The organism is Streptosporangium longisporum, assembly GCF_039534895.1.
In the GTDB taxonomy this organism is placed as follows: domain Bacteria; phylum Actinomycetota; class Actinomycetes; order Streptosporangiales; family Streptosporangiaceae; genus Streptosporangium; species Streptosporangium longisporum.
The window spans coordinates 457,232-477,520 of sequence record NZ_BAAAWD010000015.1 but is presented as its reverse complement, the minus strand read 5'-3'; the positions used below and the strand labels follow the sequence as shown (position 1 = coordinate 477,520).

General features: G+C 72.8%; 19 protein-coding genes. 12 read left to right on the top strand and 7 right to left on the bottom strand.

Translation table 11 applies throughout. From position 1 onward, the window contains the following. Positions 1–114 precede the first annotated feature (114 nt). The 3 genes from ABD832_RS28505 to ABD832_RS28495 all read left to right on the top strand — a co-directional run bounded on the left by ABD832_RS28505 (position 115) and on the right by ABD832_RS28495 (position 3,054). The gene (locus tag ABD832_RS28505) at positions 115–1,185 is read left to right on the top strand and encodes a fatty acid desaturase family protein (protein ID WP_413224649.1); all 1,071 of its coding nucleotides are present in this window, start codon (positions 115–117) and stop codon (positions 1,183–1,185) included. A gap of 137 nt (positions 1,186–1,322) precedes the next feature. Beyond that, positions 1,323–2,048: an SRPBCC family protein gene (locus tag ABD832_RS28500; RefSeq protein WP_344900837.1), complete on the top strand. Its 726-nt coding sequence runs from the start codon at positions 1,323–1,325 to the stop codon at positions 2,046–2,048. A gap of 106 nt (positions 2,049–2,154) precedes the next feature. Beyond that, complete coding sequence (locus ABD832_RS28495; RefSeq protein WP_344900835.1) at positions 2,155–3,054, top strand: hypothetical protein; 900 nt, start codon at positions 2,155–2,157, stop codon at positions 3,052–3,054. A gap of 55 nt (positions 3,055–3,109) precedes the next feature. Here ABD832_RS28495 and ABD832_RS28490 read toward each other — a convergent pair whose 3' ends face one another. Then, positions 3,110–4,144, bottom strand: coding sequence for a GlxA family transcriptional regulator (locus ABD832_RS28490; RefSeq protein WP_344900833.1), 1,035 nt, complete (start codon positions 4,142–4,144; stop codon positions 3,110–3,112). Positions 4,145–4,196: 52 nt separating this feature from the next. Between ABD832_RS28490 and ABD832_RS28485 the strand changes: the two genes are divergently transcribed. The 3 genes from ABD832_RS28485 (at position 4,197) to ABD832_RS28475 (ending at position 7,451) form a co-directional block, all read left to right on the top strand. Then, entirely contained in the window at positions 4,197–4,592 is a 396-nt protein-coding gene (locus ABD832_RS28485) for a cupin domain-containing protein (protein WP_344900831.1), read from the top strand. A 116-nt stretch (positions 4,593–4,708) separates the two neighbouring features. Then, positions 4,709–5,323: a MarR family winged helix-turn-helix transcriptional regulator gene (locus ABD832_RS28480; protein WP_344900829.1), complete on the top strand. Its 615-nt coding sequence runs from the start codon at positions 4,709–4,711 to the stop codon at positions 5,321–5,323. 1,111 nt (positions 5,324–6,434) lie between these two features. After that, positions 6,435–7,451 carry a zinc-dependent alcohol dehydrogenase family protein gene (locus ABD832_RS28475; protein ID WP_344900828.1) on the top strand — a complete coding sequence of 339 codons (1,017 nt, stop codon included), beginning with the start codon at positions 6,435–6,437 and terminating at the stop codon, positions 7,449–7,451. Positions 7,452–7,478: 27 nt separating this feature from the next. Here the strand turns inward: ABD832_RS28475 and ABD832_RS28470 are convergent, their stop codons facing one another. The 3 genes from ABD832_RS28470 to ABD832_RS28460 all read right to left on the bottom strand — a co-directional run bounded on the left by ABD832_RS28470 (position 7,479) and on the right by ABD832_RS28460 (position 9,483). Continuing rightward, the gene (locus ABD832_RS28470) at positions 7,479–7,835 is read right to left on the bottom strand and encodes an ArsR/SmtB family transcription factor (protein WP_344900827.1); all 357 of its coding nucleotides are present in this window, start codon (positions 7,833–7,835) and stop codon (positions 7,479–7,481) included. Between the two features lie 270 nt (positions 7,836–8,105). Further along, on the bottom strand, positions 8,106–8,786 hold the full coding sequence (locus ABD832_RS28465) for a thymidine kinase (RefSeq protein WP_344900826.1): 681 nt from the start codon (positions 8,784–8,786) through the stop codon (positions 8,106–8,108). Positions 8,787–8,841: 55 nt separating this feature from the next. Continuing rightward, complete coding sequence (locus ABD832_RS28460) at positions 8,842–9,483, bottom strand: SRPBCC family protein (protein ID WP_344900824.1); 642 nt, start codon at positions 9,481–9,483, stop codon at positions 8,842–8,844. 283 nt (positions 9,484–9,766) lie between these two features. Between ABD832_RS28460 and ABD832_RS28455 the strand changes: the two genes are divergently transcribed. From ABD832_RS28455 to ABD832_RS28445, 3 genes are all read left to right on the top strand, one after another. Beyond that, complete coding sequence (locus tag ABD832_RS28455; protein ID WP_344900822.1) at positions 9,767–10,213, top strand: hypothetical protein; 447 nt, start codon at positions 9,767–9,769, stop codon at positions 10,211–10,213. Between the two features lie 125 nt (positions 10,214–10,338). Beyond that, positions 10,339–12,519, top strand: a complete 2,181-nt coding sequence (locus ABD832_RS28450) for a hydantoinase/oxoprolinase family protein (protein WP_344900820.1) — start codon at positions 10,339–10,341, stop codon at positions 12,517–12,519. Positions 12,520–12,579: 60 nt separating this feature from the next. Further along, positions 12,580–14,514 carry a hydantoinase B/oxoprolinase family protein gene (locus ABD832_RS28445; RefSeq protein ID WP_344900818.1) on the top strand — a complete coding sequence of 645 codons (1,935 nt, stop codon included), beginning with the start codon at positions 12,580–12,582 and terminating at the stop codon, positions 14,512–14,514. Here ABD832_RS28445 and ABD832_RS28440 read toward each other — a convergent pair. Further along, entirely contained in the window at positions 14,470–15,285 is an 816-nt protein-coding gene (locus tag ABD832_RS28440) for a TetR/AcrR family transcriptional regulator (RefSeq protein WP_344900816.1), read from the bottom strand. The two genes, ABD832_RS28445 and ABD832_RS28440, sit on opposite strands and share 45 nt — an antisense overlap. Before the next feature lie 475 nt (positions 15,286–15,760). Here ABD832_RS28440 and ABD832_RS28435 point away from each other — a divergent pair, with 475 nt between their 5' ends. From ABD832_RS28435 to ABD832_RS28425, 3 genes are all read left to right on the top strand, one after another. Next, entirely contained in the window at positions 15,761–15,964 is a 204-nt protein-coding gene (locus tag ABD832_RS28435) for a cold-shock protein (protein WP_049562746.1), read from the top strand. 464 nt (positions 15,965–16,428) lie between these two features. Next, positions 16,429–17,586, top strand: a complete 1,158-nt coding sequence (locus tag ABD832_RS28430) for a CaiB/BaiF CoA transferase family protein (protein ID WP_344900811.1) — start codon at positions 16,429–16,431, stop codon at positions 17,584–17,586. Positions 17,587–17,665: 79 nt separating this feature from the next. Next, positions 17,666–19,180, top strand: coding sequence for a carboxyl transferase domain-containing protein (locus tag ABD832_RS28425; protein ID WP_344900809.1), 1,515 nt, complete (start codon positions 17,666–17,668; stop codon positions 19,178–19,180). 217 nt (positions 19,181–19,397) lie between these two features. Here ABD832_RS28425 and ABD832_RS28420 read toward each other — a convergent pair whose 3' ends face one another. Then, complete coding sequence (locus tag ABD832_RS28420) at positions 19,398–19,829, bottom strand: hypothetical protein (RefSeq protein ID WP_344900807.1); 432 nt, start codon at positions 19,827–19,829, stop codon at positions 19,398–19,400. Further along, a complete protein-coding gene (locus ABD832_RS28415) occupies positions 19,826–20,287 on the bottom strand; it encodes a hypothetical protein (RefSeq protein ID WP_344900805.1) in 462 nt (153 codons plus the stop codon). Before ABD832_RS28415 ends, ABD832_RS28420 begins: the two co-directional genes overlap by 4 nt. Positions 20,288–20,289 lie beyond the last annotated feature (2 nt).

Sequence of the window (20,289 nt, the reverse complement as noted above, 5' to 3'; positions counted from 1 at the left end):
CCGGCAGGGTGACCGCGAGATCCTGGAAGGGTCGTCCTGTTCGGCTGACGCCGACGCGTGGCGCCGCCGGCTGATCCGATCATGTCGAGCCATCCGGCCCACCAGAGGAGAAGCGTGACCAACTCAACCGCGATCGACGATGCGGATCTTCCCGTCGTCCCCGGAACCGGTGAACGAGGCAGCGATTTCGCCCGCCTGTCCCGCCGGATCGCCCAGGCGGGTCTGCTGGACCGCCGTCCCGGCTACTACGCCGTACGGCTGACCCTGGTCACGGCGGCCTTCGTCGGTGGCTGGGCGGCCTTCTTCGCCCTCGGGGACTCCTGGTACCAGATGCTGGTCGCCGTCTTCCTCGCCGTGGTGTTCGCCCAGGTCGGGCTCGTCGCCCACGACCTGGCCCACCGCCAGGTCTTCCGCTCCCGCCGGTCCAGCGAGATCGCCGGGCTGGTGGCCGGGAACCTCGCCATCGGCATGAGCTACGGCTGGTGGATGGAGAAGCACACCCGCCACCACGCCAACCCCAACCACGAGGACCACGATCCCGACGTCGCCCCCGACGTCCTGATCTGGTCGCACGAGCAGGCCGCCGAGAGCAAGGGACTGCCCAGGTTCATGGGGAAGTGGCAGGCGTTCCTGTTCTTCCCGCTGCTCACCCTCGAAGGGTTCAACCTGCACGTCTCCAGCGTCCGCGCGCTGCTGCGGCCGGAGACCAAGCACCGGGCCGTGGAGTCGTCGCTCCTGGTCGTGCACGCCGTCCTGTACCTGGTCGCGCTGTTCGCGGTGCTCTCGCCGGGCAAGGCCGTCGTCTTCCTGCTGCTGCACCAGGCCGTCTTCGGCGTCTACCTGGGCTGCACCTTCGCGCCCAACCACAAGGGCATGCCGATGTTCAGGGGCGAGGACAAGCTCGACTTCCTCCGGCGCCAGGTGCTCACCTCGCGCAACGTGCGGGGCGGCCACGTCCTGGACGTCGTGCTCGGCGGGCTCAACTACCAGATCGAGCACCACCTGTTCCCCAGCATGCCGATGCCCAACCTGCGCCGCGCGCAGCCGATCGTCAAGGCGTACTGCGAGGAGCTGGGCGTGGACTACCTGGAGTCCGGGGTGATCAGCTCGTACGCGCAGGCGCTTCGCCACCTGCACGACGTGGGGGAGTCGCTGCGGGCCCGCAGCACCCCCGTTCCCGGCTGACCCGGGATCTGGAAGCCGGTGGCCGACGACGATCGGTGACGGGTGGTGGCCGGTGGTGGCACTGACAACGGCGGGGCGGCCCGGCGGGCAGATGTTGCTGTTATCCGACCGGCCGCCGATTGCCTAGGGTGCTGGGTGTGAAGCTCGCAGGCAGTGCCGTGCTCGGCATCGACAGAGACCGCGTGTGGTCAGCGCTCCAGGACCCGGCCGTGCTCGTACGCACGATCCCCGGCTGCGAGCGCCTGGAGGAGACGGCGCCGGACACCTACCGGATGACCGTCACCGCCGGGGTGGCCTCCATCAAGGGCGTCTACCAGGGAGAGGTGTCCCTCTCCGAACCCCGGCCCCCCGAGCGGTTCGTGCTCAGGGCCAGGGGTCAGGGCGCCCCGGGCACCGTGGAGGCCACCGTGGAGGTCCGCCTCAGCGAGGCCGAGGGCGGCACCCGGATCGACTACGACGCCGAGGCCGTGATCGGGGGCATGATCGGCGGTGTCGGGCAGCGCATGCTCGGTTCCGTCGCCAAGAAGACCGCCGGGGACTTCTTCTCGGCCGTGGAGCGGCACCTCGTGACCGAGCAGGCCCCCGTCCCCGTGCCCGTCCCCGTGCCCGTCCCCGTTCCCGCCCTCGCCGGGACCGGCCCGGCCCCGGTGGACGCCACGCCGCCCGCAGCCTCCGCCGAGCCGGGATCGGCGCCCGCCCGGACCGCCGTCCCGGCCGCGCAGGTCTTCGAACGCCCGGCCGGCCGGCCCAGGTCCACGGTGCCCCCGTGGTCGCTGCTGGCCGCGTTCGGCATGGGCGCGGGCGTCGCGCTCGGCAGCGCGGTGATCGGCTGGCTGCTGGGCCGTACCGGCGGCAGGAGGTAGCACCGGACCGGCCCCGGGCCGCGTCGGAGGCGGGGCCTTCCCACCGGACGGGGCCGCGCCCGCGGTGGCGCTCGCACCCGGGGATCTCCCGGCGTACGGTGTCGGTATGCGTGAGGCACGTGCGGAGGATGCAAGGACCGAGGCCAGACGACTGATCCGGGACCTGCTGGGCGAGGGGCGGCCGGAGGCGGCCCCTCTGCTGCGTCAGGCGGAGGAGGCGCTGGGCGCCGACCGCGTCGCGCGCGCGGTCGAGCTGGCCCGTGGCGCCCCCCTCACCCGCAGGTCCACCGAGCTCGCCGCGCTGGCCGCGCTCCTGGTCGGCACGCGCGAACTCGGCGAGGGATGGTGGCGGCGCGAGCGCGGTGGCAAGCTGCCCGCGCCCGACGAGGTGCTCCAGACCTCCACCGCCGTCGACCCGTGGACCGACCTGACCGTCCTGGAGATGCTCGCCGCCTGGATCGCCGACGACGCGGCCGACCGGGCCTGGGGACGCGCGACCGCCGTCACCGACCTCAACTCCTGGCAGGCCGAGGACCGGGTCGAGCTGCCTGCCGACGCGCGCCCCGGCACGCGGATCGTGGTCTCCTTCGACGCGGGCGGCAGGCTCGACGCGGTGGTCGTGGAGCGTCCGGACGGCGGGCTCGGCTCCGACCTCGACTTCGACTCGCTGCGCTATTCCCGTCCCGCCGAGGCCCAGTGGAGCTGGGGGGTGGCGGCCGGGCTCGGACCGCACCGGCTCGACGAGCGTCCCGACCCCTACGAGCAGCCGGTCGACGGCGAGTCCGCCGCGACCCTGCACGCCTGGGCGTTGCGCCACGGCGCCTCGGCCGCGCAGGCGGGCGAGGCGTGGCGGACCCGGGGCGACGTCATCGCCGCCATCGAGCGGATCGACTGGATGTGGCGCAGCGGTGAGTGGTTCGCCTGGTGGCGGGGCGTGTCCGCGCTGATCGACGGGGAACCCGAGCAGCTGGCCGCGCGCCTCGCCGAGATCGCCGACGCTCCCTAGCCTCCCGCTTCCTGGTTTTTCGCTCTCCGGCTCCTCGTCGCGGTGAGGGCCGGGCTCAGGCGCGTTCCGGTGGTCCGCCGGAAGAGGACGTCCCGCCGTCACTCGTCCCGGGCCCGAACCGGCGCCGGTAGGCCGACGGGGTGATGCCGGTCGTACGGCGCATCAGCGCGCGGAGGTTCGCGGCGGTGCCGAGACCGCTGCGCCGCGCGACCATCTCGAAGCGGGACTCGCCCCGCTCGATCAACCGGCATGCCAGGGCGAGCCGTTCCCCCGTGAGCCACGTCAACGGCGTCGTGCCCAGCTGCGCCCGGAAGCGGCGGTGCAGCGTCGCCGGGCTGATCGCCGCACGCGCCGCGAGGCCGGACACCGTGAGCGGCGAGTCCAGCCGTTCCTGGGCCCAGGCCAGGACGGGGGCCAGGGACTCGTCCGGCAGGTCGGGCACGGGGCGCTCCACGAACTGCCGCTGACCACCGTCCCGGTGCGCCGCGAAGACCAGGCGCCGGCTCACGGAGTTGGCCACCTCCGCCCCGTGGTCGCGGCGGACGATGTGCAGTCCGAGGTCGAGGGCGGCCGCGCTCCCCGCCGCGGTGAGAATGTCACCGTCGTCCACGAACAGCACGTCCGATTCGAGCCGGACCAGGGGGAAGCGGGCCCGGAAGGAGGCCGCCCACTGCCAGTGCGCGGTGGCGCGGCGCCCGTCGAGGACCCCGGCCTCCGCCAGCGTGAAGGCGCCGCTGCAGAAGCCGACCAGGCGCGCACCGCGCGCGTGCGCCCGCCTGACGGCGTCGAGCACGTCCCCGCGGCGCGGCACCTCGACGTCGGGGCGGTTGGGGACGATCAGGGTGTCCGCCGCGTCGGCCGTCTCCAGACCGCCGACCCCCGTGAGCGTGAAGAACCCGTCCCGCATCAGGGTGCGGGGCTCGGGGGAGCAGAGCCCGAAGTCGTAGAGATCACGGCCGATCTCGGGCCTGCGCAGGCCGAAGACCTCGGTCACGCAGCCGAGCTCGAAGGGGTTCGAGTTCTCGTCCACGATCACGACGACCCGATGAACGCCCGTCGTGCGACCCGGGTGCGAGGATTCTTTCGCCATGTGCGATTCATAGCACTCACGCCCACCGGGCGGGACGGCGAAGGATGAGCTCGTGAGCAACGAACCGATCCTTCTCGGCGAGGCCCTGGCCTCCTTCGACGCACTGTGGAGCCCCCGCATCGTCACGCGCGTCAACGACTACGACGTCCGCATCGCCAAGGCAGAGGGCGAGCACGTCTGGCACGTCCACGACGACACCGACGAGTTCTTCCTCGTCCTCGACGGGGAGCTGCGCATCTCCCTGCGTGAACCCTCCGGGGAGCGCACGGTCCTGCTCCCGCGGGGTGCGGTCTTCACCGTCCCCCGAGGCACGGAGCACAGGCCGTACGCTCCGTCCGGCGCCGCCGTCCTGATGTTCGAGCCCACCGGGACACCGTCCACGGGTGATCGCCACGACGAGATCCCGGACCATGTGGACTCGACGGTCGGGCACGTGCTCGGCACCTGAGCCGGGGCGGGCCCCGGGCAGGTCCCGGGCGGGGACCTGCGGCGGGTGAGCCTGGGCGCGGGGACACGGCACGTGTGTCGTTTGCACCTGTCAGACGCGGGTGTGATGCTGTGCCCATGCGGAACCCTCATGATCGGCGGGCGCGGTCCGGGAGTCCTGCCCCCGGCCGGGCGGGGCCCGCGCTGTTCGCGCTGATCCGCCACTGGTCGCGGCGCTGGCCTCAGCAGATCGCCGGTAACGGCGCCGAGAGCGGGCACGTCTCGCGCGTCGTGGTCGTCGACATCATCGGCGGCCTCGGCGGCACTGATGACATCGCCGAGGACGTCGGCGGGGACGCCGGAACCGGGGGAGTGGGCACGACCGGCGGGGCCGACGGGAGCGGCCGGGCCGACGAGGGGGACCGGGCCGGTGGGAGCGGCCGGTCCGATCGGGCCGCGCGCGTCGGGGTGCGGGACGTCGCCGAGGCGCTCGGGGTGGATCGCTCCGTGGCCAGCCGCATGGTCGCCGACGCGGTGGCCGCGGGCCTGGTACGGCGCGGCACCCTGGAGGGGGACGCCCGTCACGCCGACCTCGTGCTGACCGCGTCCGGCCGCGAGCTGCTGGCCGCCGCCCGCCGCTGGCAGGACGAGGCGTTCGACACCTTCACCGAGGACTGGTCCGCCGAGGAGCGGGAGATCTTCGCCACGCTCCTCGTCCGTTTCGTCGCGCGGGCCACCGCGACCACCCGGTGACCCTGTGACCCGGTGCGGGTGGCGTTCCGGCGACGGCCTGGCGGTGGTGATCGGACGACGGTGACGGTCGTCCGGTGCTGATCGGACGGCGGTGGCTCGGCGGCGGCCCGATGACGATGATCCGTCGGCCTCGGTCCGTCGGTCTGGATCCGCCGGCCTCGGCCCGCCGGTGGAGAGCCCGGCGACGGTGGTCCCGGCGGTGGTCCCGGTGGTGGAGCCGCCCGGTCGCGGACCGTGTGAAAAAGATCTCCCCTCCGCCCGGCACCCCCGGGAACCCCGTCCCGCACGGCGATCGCGTCCTGTGGGCGGTCCTCGTCGCGGGGCCGTCCCTACCCGCCCCCGGTAACCCACGTCACCGGGGGGAAGGTCTCCCACGGACACCGGTACCGAGCGGAGGAACGGCGGCACCGGACGGACGGCGGAACACGCCGGGGACCGGCGGATCCGGCCCGCAGGAGCACGCGACAGGAGTTCCTCACGATGCGCCAGATCCGAATCCGCAAACGCTCGCGGCGTACCACCCGTTTCACGCTGGATCTGCGGACCCCGTCGGGCCGGCCGATGCCCTACTGAGCCCTGGGCCTCCCGCCCGCAGGGGCCTGGGACGGGGCCGGGACGCGGCCTTGGACCGAGGCGGAGGCACAGGTGCCGAAGGACGGCCTGTCCGGTGCCCGGCGCACCCCCGGAGCGGGGGTTCTCCCGGACGATGTGCCGCGCCGCCTCTAATTACGATCGCGGTCGAAGTTTGACAGCCATCGTAATTAAGGTACTGTCGGCCGTAGATCGACCGGGTGGCCGACGCCGATCCGGCCGGGACACCCCCTGCCCGGCACCGCGCCGCCCCGGCGCTCTTCGGAGCCCGCATCGTGAAAGGGGCACTCCGAGGTGCGCATGGCGGCTCGAAGCCGCGGAGATCGCGCTCGGCCGACGGCGCGCCTTTCCGGAGACGAACGAGAGCCCATCACCCGCACCCGTGCGTTCGTCGACGGGTCCGGCCACGAAGGTGCCCTCGTCGCGGCCGGGAGCCACGAGAGCTCCTGACCGCCCCGGAACGCCCTCGCATCCATCCGGCAGGTCCCTGCCCTTCCCCTTTTCCCAGGAGAGATCTCCCATGACGAAGATCGTTCAGTTCGACCAGGTCGGTGGCGCCGAGGTCCTGACCCTGCGCGACATCGAGGTCGGTGAACCCGGCCCTGGCGAGCTGCGCATCCGCGTGGACGCGATCGGCCTGAACCGAGGCGAGATCATGTACCGCGAGGGCGCCTACCTCTACCGGCCCGTCTTCCCGTCCACGCTCGGCTACGAGGCCGCCGGGGCCGTCGAGGCGATCGGTGAGGGCGTGACCGGATTCGCCGTCGGCGACCTCGTCGGCGTGGTACCCGCGTTCCTGCAGACCGACTACGGCACCTACGGCGACCATGTGATCCTTCCGGCCGCCGCCGTCGTCCCCCGCCCCGCCTCCATCGGCCCCGTCACGGCGGCGGCCGTGTGGATGGCCTACCTCACCGCCTACGGCGCGCTCGTCGAGAACGGCCAGGTGCGACCCGGCGACTTCGTACTGATCACGGCCGCCTCCAGCAGCGTGGGCGTCGCCGCGATCCAGACCGTCCGCCACCTGGGTGCCGTCGCGATCGCCACCACCCGGAGCGCCGCCAAGAGGCAGGCCCTGCTGGAGGCCGGTGCCGATCACGTCATCGTCACCGACACCGAGGACCTGCTCTCCCGTGTCGAGCAGATCACCGGCGGCCAGGGCGTCCGCCTGGCCTTCGACCCGGTCGCCGGGCCCGGGGTCGAGACGCTGGCCGATGCCATCGCTCCCGGCGGGAGCCTCGTCGTCTACGGCGCTCTCGACCCCCGCCCGGCCCCCCTGCCCCGCGCCCGGTCCTTCCCGGCCCTGTCCACCAGCACCTACACGCTCTTCGAGGTCACCACCGACCCCGAGCGGCTGCGCCGCGGAGTCGCCTTCGTCAACGCGGGCCTGAGCGGGGGAACGCTCGCACCCGTCGTCGACCGCACCTTCGACCTCGCCGACATCGCCGAGGCCCACCGTTACATGGAGTCCAACGCGCAGATCGGCAAGATCGTCGTCACGGTCGCGCACGACGGCCGGGAGGAACCGGCGTCGTGAGGTCCGGGCTCGTCGTGCCCGTACCCCTCAGGCCGTCGCCGTCGCCGTCGCCGGCTCCGCGGCGGAGGCGGCGAGAAGCGCCGGCAGCAGGCCCGGGAAACGCTCCTCCATCTCCTCGGCCCGCAGGGCGTTCATCTTCGTCGCCCCCACGTAGTACTGGCGGATCACCCCGGCCTCACGCAGCACGCCGAAGTGATGCGTCAACGTCGACGGGGACACCGGCAACTCGAACCTGCCGCAGCTCATGTCCTCACCGGCTCCGGCCAGCTGGGACACCACCCCCCGCCGCACCGGATCCGCCAGCGCCTCCATGACCTGCTGCAGCGACACCTCCGACAGCTCGGGGTGTTCCACCGTCCGGGCGGCGGTACGGGGACGGGTCACGGTGACTCCTCGGAACGACAACGGCGAGCTCTCCCCCATATTACGACCGTCATCGAAATCACCTGACCGTGAAGCCTTCACCACCGGGCGTGGCCCGCCGGGGGACGGGAAGCGGCGCCGGGCCTGATCGCGGTCGTCCGCCGGGACGTCCCGACGGACGCCGTCCGGCCCGTCGTGCGCGACACCGTGCCACGGACCCGGGCCGGACGGGCGTCCGTACGTCATGCCCGGCTCGTGGTGGTCACGAGCCGGGCATGTCCCCTGGAGCCTTCAGGGCCGGGTCACGTCCGGGAGAAGCTCTCCGGTGCCGTCGGACGGACCGGCCGGCAGGCCGAGATCGCCGGAGCGGTGGTGACGACGGCACAGGACCTGGTAGCGGATCTGGTCCGTGCCGGTGTCGCCGATGACGACCTGCTCGCCGGTACGGGCCATCCTGCCCCCGACCACCCGGGCGTTCAGGTGGCCCGGACGCCCGCACCAGCACAGGACCTCGACCTGGAGACGGTTGATCTCGTCGGCGAGCTCGAACAGCCGCTGGGCCGCGGGGAACATCTGCGAGCGGAAGTCGGAGGCCAGGCCGAAGGCGTACACGTCGACCCCGTGGTGGTCGGTGAGGTCGGCGAGCTGCTCGATCTGGTCGACCGTGTAGAAGCACGCCTCGTCGCAGATGACGTAGTCGATGGGCTCGTGCGCCCGTACCAGGGCCACCAGGTCGAGGTCGTCGACGACCTCGACGGCGTCGCTGCCCAGGCCGATCCGGCTGGTGATCTTGGGGCCGCCCGAGCGGTCGTGCTTGGTCAGCACCAGGCCGCGCCTGCCCTGGCGCCCGTGGTTGTAGTTCATCTGCAGGGCCAGCGTGGACTTGCCGCAGTCCATCGGGCCGAAGTAGAAGCGCAGCACCCCGTCCCGTGAGACGGCGGGAACGGCGGAGAGGGCGGACGGTTCGGTCACGGGGGGCCAGCCTAGTACCCGGTCGCGGACCCCGCCCTCCCGGCGGTCGGCCGGTTCAGAGCTCGCCGCTCTCGATCGCCTCCTTCAGCCCGGCCTGCGTCCGCTGGTGGGAGGAGACGCCGTTGGTCACCGTGAAGTCGATGAGCAGGACGCTCGCCTCGAAGACGAGGTGCTCGGTGACCCGGGTCCGCCCCTGGCCCAGATCCTCGAAGACGATCCTCTGGTGCGTGACGACGTTCGGCAGGGTCCAGGTGTCGGTCTCGTAGAACAGCGCGTCGCGGTGGAGGCGCTGCTGGGCGTGCGTCTCGGAGGTGACGGGCACCCCGGCCACCGGGACGTCCTCGACGGCCGTGAGGTCGACGAGGCGGACGCCGTTCTCGGTGCGGTCCCGGTGGGTGACGACCCGCCGCAGGAACGGATGGATGCCGAGGTGGTTCTCGATGTCGGAGTAGACGTCGAACACGTGCTGCACCGGGGCGTCGATCTCGATGGAGATGTCGCGTTCGGCGCGGCTCCGGCCGGTCACCGGGAGCGGGGCGGTCAGGCACTCGTAGAACCGGTAGGTGTCCCACGCGACCTGCCACCGGGCGGCGACCAGCGGGTCGGACTCGGCCCGCGCGGGCGCCGGGAGGAGGGCCAGGAGAAGGAGCAGGGCGACCGGCAGCGAGGCCGCGAGGCGTCGCGGGAACGTCGTCACGGGGGACCTCCGGGGAGGGGACGGAAGAGGTGAACATTGTTCTATCCCGCCCCGGCCGCGATCCGGTACCGCGGTCCTGAATCGTGATCTCGGTGTTTCCCGATGTTCCCGGAGGGCTCCCGCGAAGGGCCGGGCCGTTACCCGGGGAGACCGGGGGGCATGTGGGGCCCGCCGGGTGGACGACGCCCTGCTGGGGAGGCTCTTCGGCGGGTGCGGCCCGACTTGGCTTGACGGTGAAAAGCGTGGGAGATTCCTTTTGGTCTATCGAAAAGTGGGAGAACCTGTGACGACCACCAACAACTCCGCCCCGCCCGTCGGCAAGACCCCGGCCACCGTGATCCCGGGCCCCTCCGGCGCGGAGACCACGGAGATACCCGCGGCGCTCGCGGTGATGATGACCGAGGACGAGGCCGTCGCCGCGCAGGCCGAGGCGGCGCGCTGGCGGTACGGGTTCTACGTCGTCGTCATGGGGCTCCTGGTCATCCTGGTCGGCTTCGTGGTGATCGCGTTCCGCAACGGGGACACGGCCGCGCCGTTCGCCGGGCTGGTCGGGGTCTCCGGAGCCATCATCGGCGCCTACTTCGGCGTCCAGGTCGGCCAGTCCGGCAAGGACCGGGTCGAGGCCGAGCTGCGCCGTACGAACGAGATGGCCATCCGGCTGGCCGCGAAGGTCCACGCGCACGACGCCGACGCGGTGATCAACACCACGATGGGCCCCCGCCGCCGCTAGGGCGGCGCGGCCCGTCCGCCGCCTCTCGCCGCGCATGCCTCCCGCCAACACTGCCAAGGATCGGGCGAAGCTTCGGCAGGGTCCGCCGATTTGCCGGATCGCCGGAACTGGGTAGACACGGGGGCATGCGCAGCGTCCGTATCGGGGTCGACACCGGAGGCACGTTCACCGACGTGGTCGCGGTGGACGAGCAGACCGGTGAGATCACCACGACCAAGACCCCCTCCACCCCCGCCAACCCGGCCGACGGGTTCATGGAGGGGGTGCGCAAGGTCCTGCGGAAGGCGGCCGGGACCGGAGAGGGAACGGACCTGTCGGCCGTGTCGGCCGTCGTGCACGGCACCACGGTCGCCACGAACCAGCTCCTCGAGGACCGCATCGCCGACCTGGGCTTCGTGACCACCGAGGGCTTCGAGTTCATCCTGGAGATCGCCCGCCAGAGCGTGCCGGACGGCTACGGCAACTCCTACTTCTGGGTGAAGCCGCCCCGCATCGTCCCGGTGCACCGGGTCAGGACCGTCGGCGGGCGGCTGGACCACACCGGGGCCGAGGTGCGGCCGTTCGACGAGGACCAGGCCGCCGAGACGGCCCGGTGGTTCCGCGACCGGGGCATCACCGCGATCGGCGTCTGCTTCCTGCACTCCTACGCCAACCCCGCCCACGAGCAGCGCATGCGGGAGGTCCTGGAGAAGGAGCATCCGGACGCGGTGATCTCGATCTCCTCCGACGTGCTGCGCGAGTACCGCGAGTACGAGCGGTCGGTCACCACGCTGGTCGACGCCGCGGTCAAGCCGACCATGCGCCGCTACATCGCCAACCTGGCCGAACGCCTGGAGGCGGCGAGCCGCTCCCCGCGGGCGGGGACCGCGGACGACTCCGCAGGCGGCGCCGGGGACCCCGAGGACGCCGGGGGTCCCGAGGACGCTGCGGGGGGCCGTGCCCGCGGGCCCGGGGGCATGCCCTTCTCCATCATGAAGAGCAACGGCGGCGTGCTGTCCGCCGCCGAGGTCGTGCACCAGCCGATCACCACCGTGCTGTCCGGGCCGGCCGCGGGCGCGCTCGGCGCCGCGCTGATCGCCGGTACCGCCGGGCACCCCTCGGTGATCACCCTCGACGGCGGCGGCACCTCCACCGACGTCGCCGTGGTCGTCGACGGGGAACCGTCGCTGACCACCGAGGGAAACGTCGGCCGCTACCCCTGCAAGATCCCGATGATCGACATCGTCACGGTCGGCGCCGGGGGCGGCTCCGTCGCGTGGATCTCCCCCGAGGGCACCCTGAAGGTGGGCCCCAGGTCGGCTGGGGCCGACCCCGGCCCGCTCTGCTACGGCCGCGGCGGCACCGAGGTCACCGTCACCGACGCGCACGTCTTCCTCGGCCGCGTCCCGCCGCACCTGCTCGGCGGGGAGATCCCGCTCGACGCGGACGCCGCCCGCGAGGGGATCGAGGCGCTGGCCGCCACGGTCGGGCTGACCCCCGAACGGGCCGCCGCGGGCGTCCTGGAGATCAGCGCGTTCAACCAGTCGAACGCCATCCGCCAGATCACCGTCAAGCGCGGCCTGGACGTGCGCGACTTCCCCATGGTCGCCTTCGGCGGCTCCGGGCCGCTGCTGGTGTGCAGGCTCATCGACATCCTCGGCCTGCCGTCGGTGATCGTCCCCCCGGACCCGGGCAACGTCTCGGCGTTCGGGCTGCTCACCGTGGACGTCAAGAACGACTACGTGCGCACCTTCGTCACCCGCGACCTCTCCCTGGAGCGGGCCGCGGAGATCTTCGGCGAGCTGGAGGGCCGGGCCGCCTCGGCCCTGGACCGCGAGGGCTTCCCCGCCACCGAGCACGTCTACGCCCGCAGCGCCGACCTGCGCTACTACGGCCAGGCCTACGAGGTCAGGGTGCCCGCCCCGGCCGGTCCGCTGGACGAGGCGTGGCGGGCCGAGGTGCTGGAGCGCTTCCACACCGAGCACCGCAAGCTCTACGGGTACGGCTACCGTGACGACCCCCGCCACGGGGTGGAATGGGTCAACCTCCGCGTCTCGGGCATCGGCCCGATCACCCGGCCCGCCCTCGGCCGCAGGCCGGGAGGCTCGGGCAGCCCCGAGCCGGTGGCCTTCCGCGAGGTCTTCTACGACGAATGGGGCCCGGCCCCGGTCCATCGCCGTTCCGCACTTCCGGCCGGGGTACGGATCGACGGACCGGCGGTCATCGAGGAGTACGGCTCCACCCTGCCCCTACACCCCGGCTTCACCGCGACCACCGACGCGTTCGGCAACCTGGAGGTACGTCGTGCGGCCGACCCGGCACGGTGAGACCCGACCCGGCAGGCCCGACACGGTGAGACGGCGCGGCAGGCCCGGCACGGTGAGGTCGTGCGGCTGGCACGGCACGGCGAGAAGCACGGCGAGAAGGGAACCACGGAGATGAAGGACACCGAGGACGTGAACGTCACGGCCGACCCGGTCCTGGTCGAGATCGTCGAGGGGACGCTCGCCTCGGTGGAGATGGAGGTCGAGACGGCCATCGCCCGTACCGCCCGCTCGCCCATGATCCGCGACGCGCACGACTTCCGCGCCGGCATCCACGACGTACGGCTGCGCAAGCTGACCGGGAGGTCCTACTCGGCGCTGGTCCAGCCGATCGTCAGGGACTTCCCGATCGGGGAGATGAACCCCGGTGACGTGTTCTTCCACAACGACGTCTACCTGTCCGAGGGCGGCATCGGGCACCTGCCCGACCTGTGCGTGACCGTGCCGGTCTTCCACGACGGCGAGGTGGTCGCGTTCGTGCAGGCGTTCGGCCACCACGACGACATCGGCGGGGCGGTGCCCGGCTCCATGCCGAGCAACGCGCGCAGCGTGTTCGAGGAGGGGCTGATGGTCCCGCCCATCAAGCTCTGGGACCGGGGCGTGCCCAACCGGGCGGCCCTCACGATCATGACCCGGAACTCCCGGATGCCCGACTCGCTCGCCGGTGACCTGGACGCCGAGTGCTCGGCCTGCCTGATGGGCGCGCGCCGGCTGGCGGAGCTGTTCGGCCGGTACGGGCGCGAGGCGGTCGAGGCGTGCTTCGACGCGATCATCTCCAACACCACCGAGACGTTCCGCAGGGAGCTGCTGGCCAAGATCCCCGAGGGCACCCACGTCTGGGAGGACTACGCTGAGCACGACGGCGTCGACCCGCCCCGGCTGCACACCCAGCGGATGACCCTCACCGTCGACCACTCGGCCCCGGCGCCGCTGGTCATCGACTTCACCGGTACCTCGCCGCAGGCCAAGGGCCCGATCAACCACGCGGGCGACTACGCCGACGGGGTGTTCCTGAAGAAGTGGCTGGCCCCGATCCTGCGCAACCTGGCCGACACCCCCGAGCGGATGGCCGAGCTGGACGTCAACGAGGGGGTCGTGCCGCTCATCGAGATGCGCTTCCCCGGCAAGGGCACCCTGCTCACCCCGGTCTTCCCGGCGCCCACCAACGCCCGCACGTTCGTGATCCTGCGCCTGCTGGGCGTGCTGGCCGGGGTGCTGGCCAAGGCGACCGGCGGACGGATGCCCGCCGACCAGGAGACGATCCGCTACACCGGCGTGTACGGCGAGGGTCTGGACGGCACCCCGTACCTGATGCGCGAGGTGCTCGGCGGCGGGTCCGGCGGCCGGTGGTACGCCGACGGGGAGGACACCATCCACGTCGTGCCCGACTCGCGCAACATCCCGGTGGAGTTCGCCGAGTCCCGCTGGCCGTTCCGGGTGGAGCGGCTGGGCCTGGCCCGCGACTCCGGAGGTCCGGGCCTCTACCGGGGCGGCCTGGGCTACGACAAGCACCTGCGGATGCTCCGCGACGCCTCGTTCATGTCCATCGCGGACCGTTCGATCCTGTCCTGCTGGGGAGTCAACGGCGGCCGGGCCGGAAGCCCCTTCGTGGTGGAGATCGAGGGCAGGCCGATGGAGGGGCTGGTGGACGACTCGCCGGTCCGCGCGGGAGAGGTCATCCGGGTCCGCACCACGGGCGGTGGCGGCTGGGGCTCCCCACTGGACCGTGATCCCGCCCTGGTGGCCGCCGACGTCCGGGACGGCAAGGTGTCGCCCGAGGGCGCCCGCGACGACTACGGCGTCGTCCTGACCGGGCCCGGCGACGACCTCCGGGTGGACGCCGAGGCCACCGAGGCCCGCCGCGCCGGGCTCCGCGGGCTCCGCGGGCTCAGCGGGCTCGACGCCCTCCCCGAGGCGGGCCGGCCCTTCTTCGACCGGGGGCCGGGCTTCCCGTCACTGTCGGGAGGCCTGCCGCACGCCGAGGTGGACCTCCTGTGACGTCCCCGCCGGTGTCCGGGACGCGGCCGGGACGGTGAAGATCCGGTCCAGGTGGTAGTCGACGGTGCGGCGGACCTCGGCCACGGTACGCCGCCCGTGGAGCACGTCCATGCCCAGGCCGGAGACCCCGCCCACCAAGAGGTCGGCCTCGTGGCGCGGGTCGAGCCCCGGCGCGGCCTTCCCCTCCCGCTGCGCCTGACCGACGATGCCGGCGACGAGGTCCTCGAGGGGCCGGCCGCCGTGCAGGAAGACCGCGGCCAGCGCGGGGTCGGTGAGGCTGCGGACGTAGTACGCGAGGAGCACCCGCAGGGTCGTCCGGCTCCGGTCGTCCAGCGGCAGGAACTCCGTCAGGATCACCCGTAGCAGGGCCCGGAGGTCGGAGGGGTCGGCCACGGCCTCGATCCGCGCCCGGGCCCGGCGCTCACCGTCCCGGTGCAGCAGCCGGAGCGCGGTGACGAGCAACTGGTGCTTGCCGTCGAAGTGGTACTGCACCACGCGCAGGGAGACCCCGGCCTCGGCGGCGATCTCCCGCATGCTCGCCGCCTCCAGGCCGCGCTCGGCGGCGATGCGCCAGAGCGCCTCGACGATCTCCAGGCGCCTGGACGGCCGTCCGGCCGGTGGGTCGGGCTCGGCGGCCGGGGGCGGGTTCTTCCGCCGCCGGTAGGCCCGTGCCTGGCAGGCCCGCGAGCAGTAGACCGGGGGTCGTCCGCGCGTCGCCGTGGGCAGAGGGGCCCGGCAGACCCGGCAGGACGCTCCGCTTTCGTCACGCACCGGCCCAGTGTATTGCCGATCATCCGTGATGGAAGGACAGAGGATCGAGGTCGTCCGGCCTGATCGCGGTGATCCCGGTTGATACGGCCGTAACACCGGCCCGTGCGGCACGTCGTGCCCCCGGGAGCCGGCCGGGGCCGCCGTCCCGCACCGGCCCGCCGACGCCGCCGCGGGTCGGCGCGGCCGTCCGCGGCAGGTCTCCGGAGGGTCTCCGGGGGGTCTCCGGACCCCGTCCCGGCCGGGTCTCCGGGACCGTCCGAGGGGGCGGCCGGCCTCGCCGTTGTGCGAGCGGTGCGGGAAGGTGCTACGCTGAACTCAGTTGCGGTTGTGGTACCCATGAAACTTTGTGTGCACCTGACGGATAACCCTTCAGGTGCATTTTGTTTTCCCGGTCATCTCCGGATGGGCTCATCGCGGCGACGCAGGATTCGCGAGGTGCGGGTTCTGATTTTGCCACCTATCGAAGGAGATCGAGATGGCAACGGGAACTGTGAAGTGGTTCAACGCTGAAAAGGGCTTCGGCTTCATCGAGCAGGACGGCGGCGGCGCCGACGTCTTCGCTCACTACTCCAACATCGCGGCGCAGGGCTACCGTGAGCTCCAGGAAGGCCAGAAGGTCTCCTTCGACGTCACGCAGGGCCAGAAGGGCCCGCAGGCCGAGAACATCGTTCCCGCCTGACGTAGCAGCACGCACGATCACGGGCCGGGGTCCGCACCTTTCGAGGTGCGGGCCCCGGCCTGCTTTGCGCCTCCCCGCATGTCCCCGGAGACGCTTCCCCGCGCCTCCTCGCATGTCCCCGGAGACGCCCCCCGCCGCGTCCCTCGGGTCTTCCCTTGCCTTCCCGCGTCCCCGGCGTCTTCCCGGGACGCGACCCGTGAGCCTCCGTGTCACGCCCTCACGGCGCCCGGGTGCGGACCTGTGTCAGGTTTCCGAGTCAGATTCCCTACGCCCGTACGCCGTGGTCCCGCGTCCGGCCAGGGTGAAAAATCCTGATCTCACCCCCGGACGCCCACGGGGTGGTGTCATGAGGGATCATGGGGTTCCCGCGTCCGGGCACCGTGCCGGGTGGTCTCATGACAGGCGGCCGAGGAACGGTGGATTCCTTCCGGCCGGGCCCGGCCACCACGCACCGGAGGTTGATCTTGCAGGGAGCACTCGGCGACATCGTCGTCCTCGACCTCTCCCGCGCGCTCGCGGGCCCGCACGCCGCGCAGATGCTCGGTGACCTGGGAGCCCGGGTGATCAAGGTGGAGCATCCCGGGGGAGGGGACGAGTCGCGGGGCTGGGGCCCGCCGTTCGTGGGCCCCGACGGTGACATCTCCACCTACTTCCTGGCGGCCAACCGCAACAAGCGGTCGATCGCCGTCGATCTCAAGTCCGCCGAGGGCAGGACGCTCATCGAGCGCCTGGTGCGGCAGAGCGACGTCCTGGTGGAGAACTTCCGCACCGGCGTCCTGGACCGGCTGGGCTTCTCCGTGGAGCGGCTGCACGAGCTGAACCCCCGCCTGGTCATCCTGTCGATCACCGGCTTCGGCCACGACGGCCCCGAGGGCGGCAGGCCCGGCTACGACCAGATCGCGCAGGGCGAGGCCGGGCTGATGAGCCTCACCGGCCCCTCGCCCGACGAGCCGTACCGGGTGGGCGCCTCGATCGCGGACCTGCTCGGCGGCATCCACGGCGCGTACGGGGTGGTCGCCGCGCTCTACGAGCGTGAGCGGACCGGGCGGGGCAAGGTGGTGCGGACCTCGCTGCTGGCCGCGGTGACCGGGGTGCACTCCTACCACGGCACGGCCTGGACGGTCGGCGGCAAGGTGCCCGGGGCGGGCGGCAACCACCACGCCTCCATCGCCCCCTACGGGGCCTTCCGCTGCGCGGACGGCATGATCCAGATCGCGGCGGCCAACGACGCGCAGTGGCGCAAGGTCGCCGCCCTGCTGGACATCGACCCCGACAACCCGAAATATGCGATCAACAGGGAACGGTTCGCGCATCGGGACGAGCTGATCTCCGACATGGAGAAGGCGCTCGCCGCGCACGACAGGGCGCACTGGCTGGCCGTGCTCGGCAAGGCCGGCGTGCCCGCCGGGGCCATCAGGTCCATCGACGAGGTCTACGCCTGGGAGCAGACCCGCTCGCAGGGCCTGGTCGTCGAGGTGGACCACCCCGTGCTCGGCGTCATCGAGCTGCCCGGCCCGCCGCTGCGCTTCGACGGCGACCCGCCCGTGCGCCACACCGCCCCGCCCGCGCTCGGCGAGCACGGTGACGAGGTCCTCGCGTGGCTGGAGGAGCGCGAGCGATGAGGCGACCCCGGACCCCCGGGCACCGTCCCCGGGCATCGTCGCGCCCGCGTCCCGCCGCGTCCCCGCGGGGAGCGCGGGCATGACCCCGGCGCGGCCCGACGCGCGCACGCTGATCGACACCTTCCTCGACCCGGGCACGTGGTCGTCGTGGGACACCCCGCCCGCCGACCCGGCGCCCCCCGGGTCGGACTACGCCAGGGAGCTGGCCGCGACCCGGGCCAGGACGGGGTACGACGAGTCGGTGATCTCGGGGGAGGGGCTGCTCGACGGCCGCCGGGTGGCGGTGGTCGCGTGCGAGTTCTCCTTCCTGGCCGGTTCGATCGGGGTGGCCGCGGCCGAGCGGCTCACCGCCGCGATCGAGTGGGCCACCGCCGAGCGGCTCCCGCTGCTGGCCGCGCCCGCCTCCGGGGGCACCCGGATGCAGGAGGGGGCGATGGCCTTCGTGCAGATGGTGAAGATCACCGCGGCGGTGGCCGCGCACCGCGCCGCGGGCCTGCCGTACGTGGTCTACCTGCGTCATCCGACCACCGGCGGCGTCTTCGCCTCCTGGGGCTCGCTCGGGCACGTCACCGCGGCCGAGCCGGGCGCGCTGATCGGCTTCCTCGGCCCGAGGGTGTTCGAGTCGCTGCACGGCTACCCCTTCCCCGAGGGCGTCCAGGTCTCGGAGAACCTCTTCGCGCACGGGCTGGTCGACGCCGTCGTGTCGGCCGAGGACGCCCGGCAGGTCGCCGTACGGGCGCTCGCCGTGCTCTGTGCCCCCCGCCGGGGACTGGAGCCGGGGCCCGAGCCCGGCGGGCCGATCCCGCCGATCCAGGCGTGGGACGCGATCGGCCGCTCCCGGCGCGACGACCGCCCCGGCGTACGGGCGCTGCTCAAGCTCGGCGCCCACGAGGTGACTCCGCTCAACGGCACCGGCGTGGGCGAGAACGACCCGGGGCTGATCCTCGCGCTGGCCCGGTTCGGCCGGGCTCCGGCGATCGTGCTCGGCCAGGACCGCAGACGCCAGCGGATCGACGCCCCCCTCGGCCCGGCCGGGCTGCGGGTGGCCAGGCGCGGCATGCGGCTCGCCTCCGAGCTGGGACTGCCGCTGGTCACCGTGATCGACACCGCCGGGGCCGCGCTCTCCAAGGCGGCCGAGGAGGGCGGCCTGGCCGCAGAGATCGCCCGCTCCGTGGCCGACCTGGTGATGCTCGACGCGCCCACGGTCTGCCTGCTGCTGGGGGAGGGGGCGGGAGGTGCCGCCCTCGCGCTGCTCGCCGCCGACCGGGTGCTCTGCGCCCAGCACGGCTGGCTCTCGCCGCTCTCCCCGGAGGGCGCCTCGGCGCTGCTGTACCGGAGCGTCGACTTCGCCCCGGAGATCGCCGCCGCCCAGGGGGTGATCTCCACCGACCTGCGAAGGGACGGTCTCGTCGACCGGATCATCCCGGAGTCGCCGGACGCCGCCTACGAGCCGGAGGCGTTCTGCCGCCGGGTCTCGCGCGTGCTGGAGTACGAGATCGCCGGGCTGCTCGCCCAGGCACCCGAGGACCGCCTCGCCGCCCGCCTGGCCCGCTACCGTGCCCTCGGTCTCGGTTTCACCGGGGGGAACGGCTAGTCCGACCGGGTGTGCTCCCCTCGGAGAGTCCGAGGGTGCCGGCGATGAGGCCGGCCGCCTCCGGCCCCTGCGGATGCAGGTGCGGGAGGGGGCGGCTCACGCCGACCTCGCGGGCCGGGTGGCTCACGTGGTCACGGCCGACAGCTTCGCGACGATGCGCGCCGGGCCGCCGGGCGGGGCTCAGGGCTCCGGACAGCGGGGCTCAGGACAGCGGGGCTCAGGGCTCCGGCTCGGCCGGGATCAGCGGGACCGGCAGGCGCTCGATCCGGACCGAGAAGACCTCGTCCCGGGGGACGACGACCTCGTACGCGCCGTGGTCGACCATCCAGTACCCCAGCGCCTCGGCCTTCATCCCGCTGTGCCCGGTGTAGGCGATGTGCAGGTTCTCCTCGCCGTTCTCCTCGGAGACGTCCAGGACCAGGCAGGGCTCGCCGCCGAACGCGCCGACCGTGCGGACCAGCACCAGCCACTCGAGGTCCTCGCGGGCCACCGTCAGCCGCCAGTAGCCCGAGGCCGCCTCGAAACCGGCCTGGGCCTCCTCGCTGAACAGCACCACCTCGGAGGCGCCCGGCCCCAGGGCCGCTGCGTACGTCCGGCCCCGGTGACGGGCGGCGAACCCCGAGGCCACGGGCTCGATCTCGGTGCTCATGAGGCGGGCCGCCAGCTCAGGCCGTCGTACAGGCCGAACAGGCGCTCCTGGCCGGGCGTCACGTGGATGATCTCGGCTCCCGCGGGGATCGGCATCGGGGTGGTGTGGAACTGCGGCACCACGTGCTCGCGCGAGGTGGTGAAACCGTTCCCCGCGAAGGGCGGTGAATCGTTCCAGTCACCCCCCATGTGCGGGCCGTAGGGGACGATGTAGGCGTCCATGTCACGGGCGAACCAGCGCATCAGATAGATCTCCGGGACCGAGGCGGTCAGCTCCGAGCCCTCGAACCCCAGGTCCAGGCCTGCGAAGAGCTGCGCGGGGGTGGTCAGCCGCGCGCAGTCCTGAACCCGGTACACGTACCCCGAGATCACGGTGCGTCTGCCGGCCAGATAGGGCACGAGCAGCCGAGGCGGTATGACCTTCTGCATCTGCGTTCTACGCCCAGGTGGCTCACTCACGG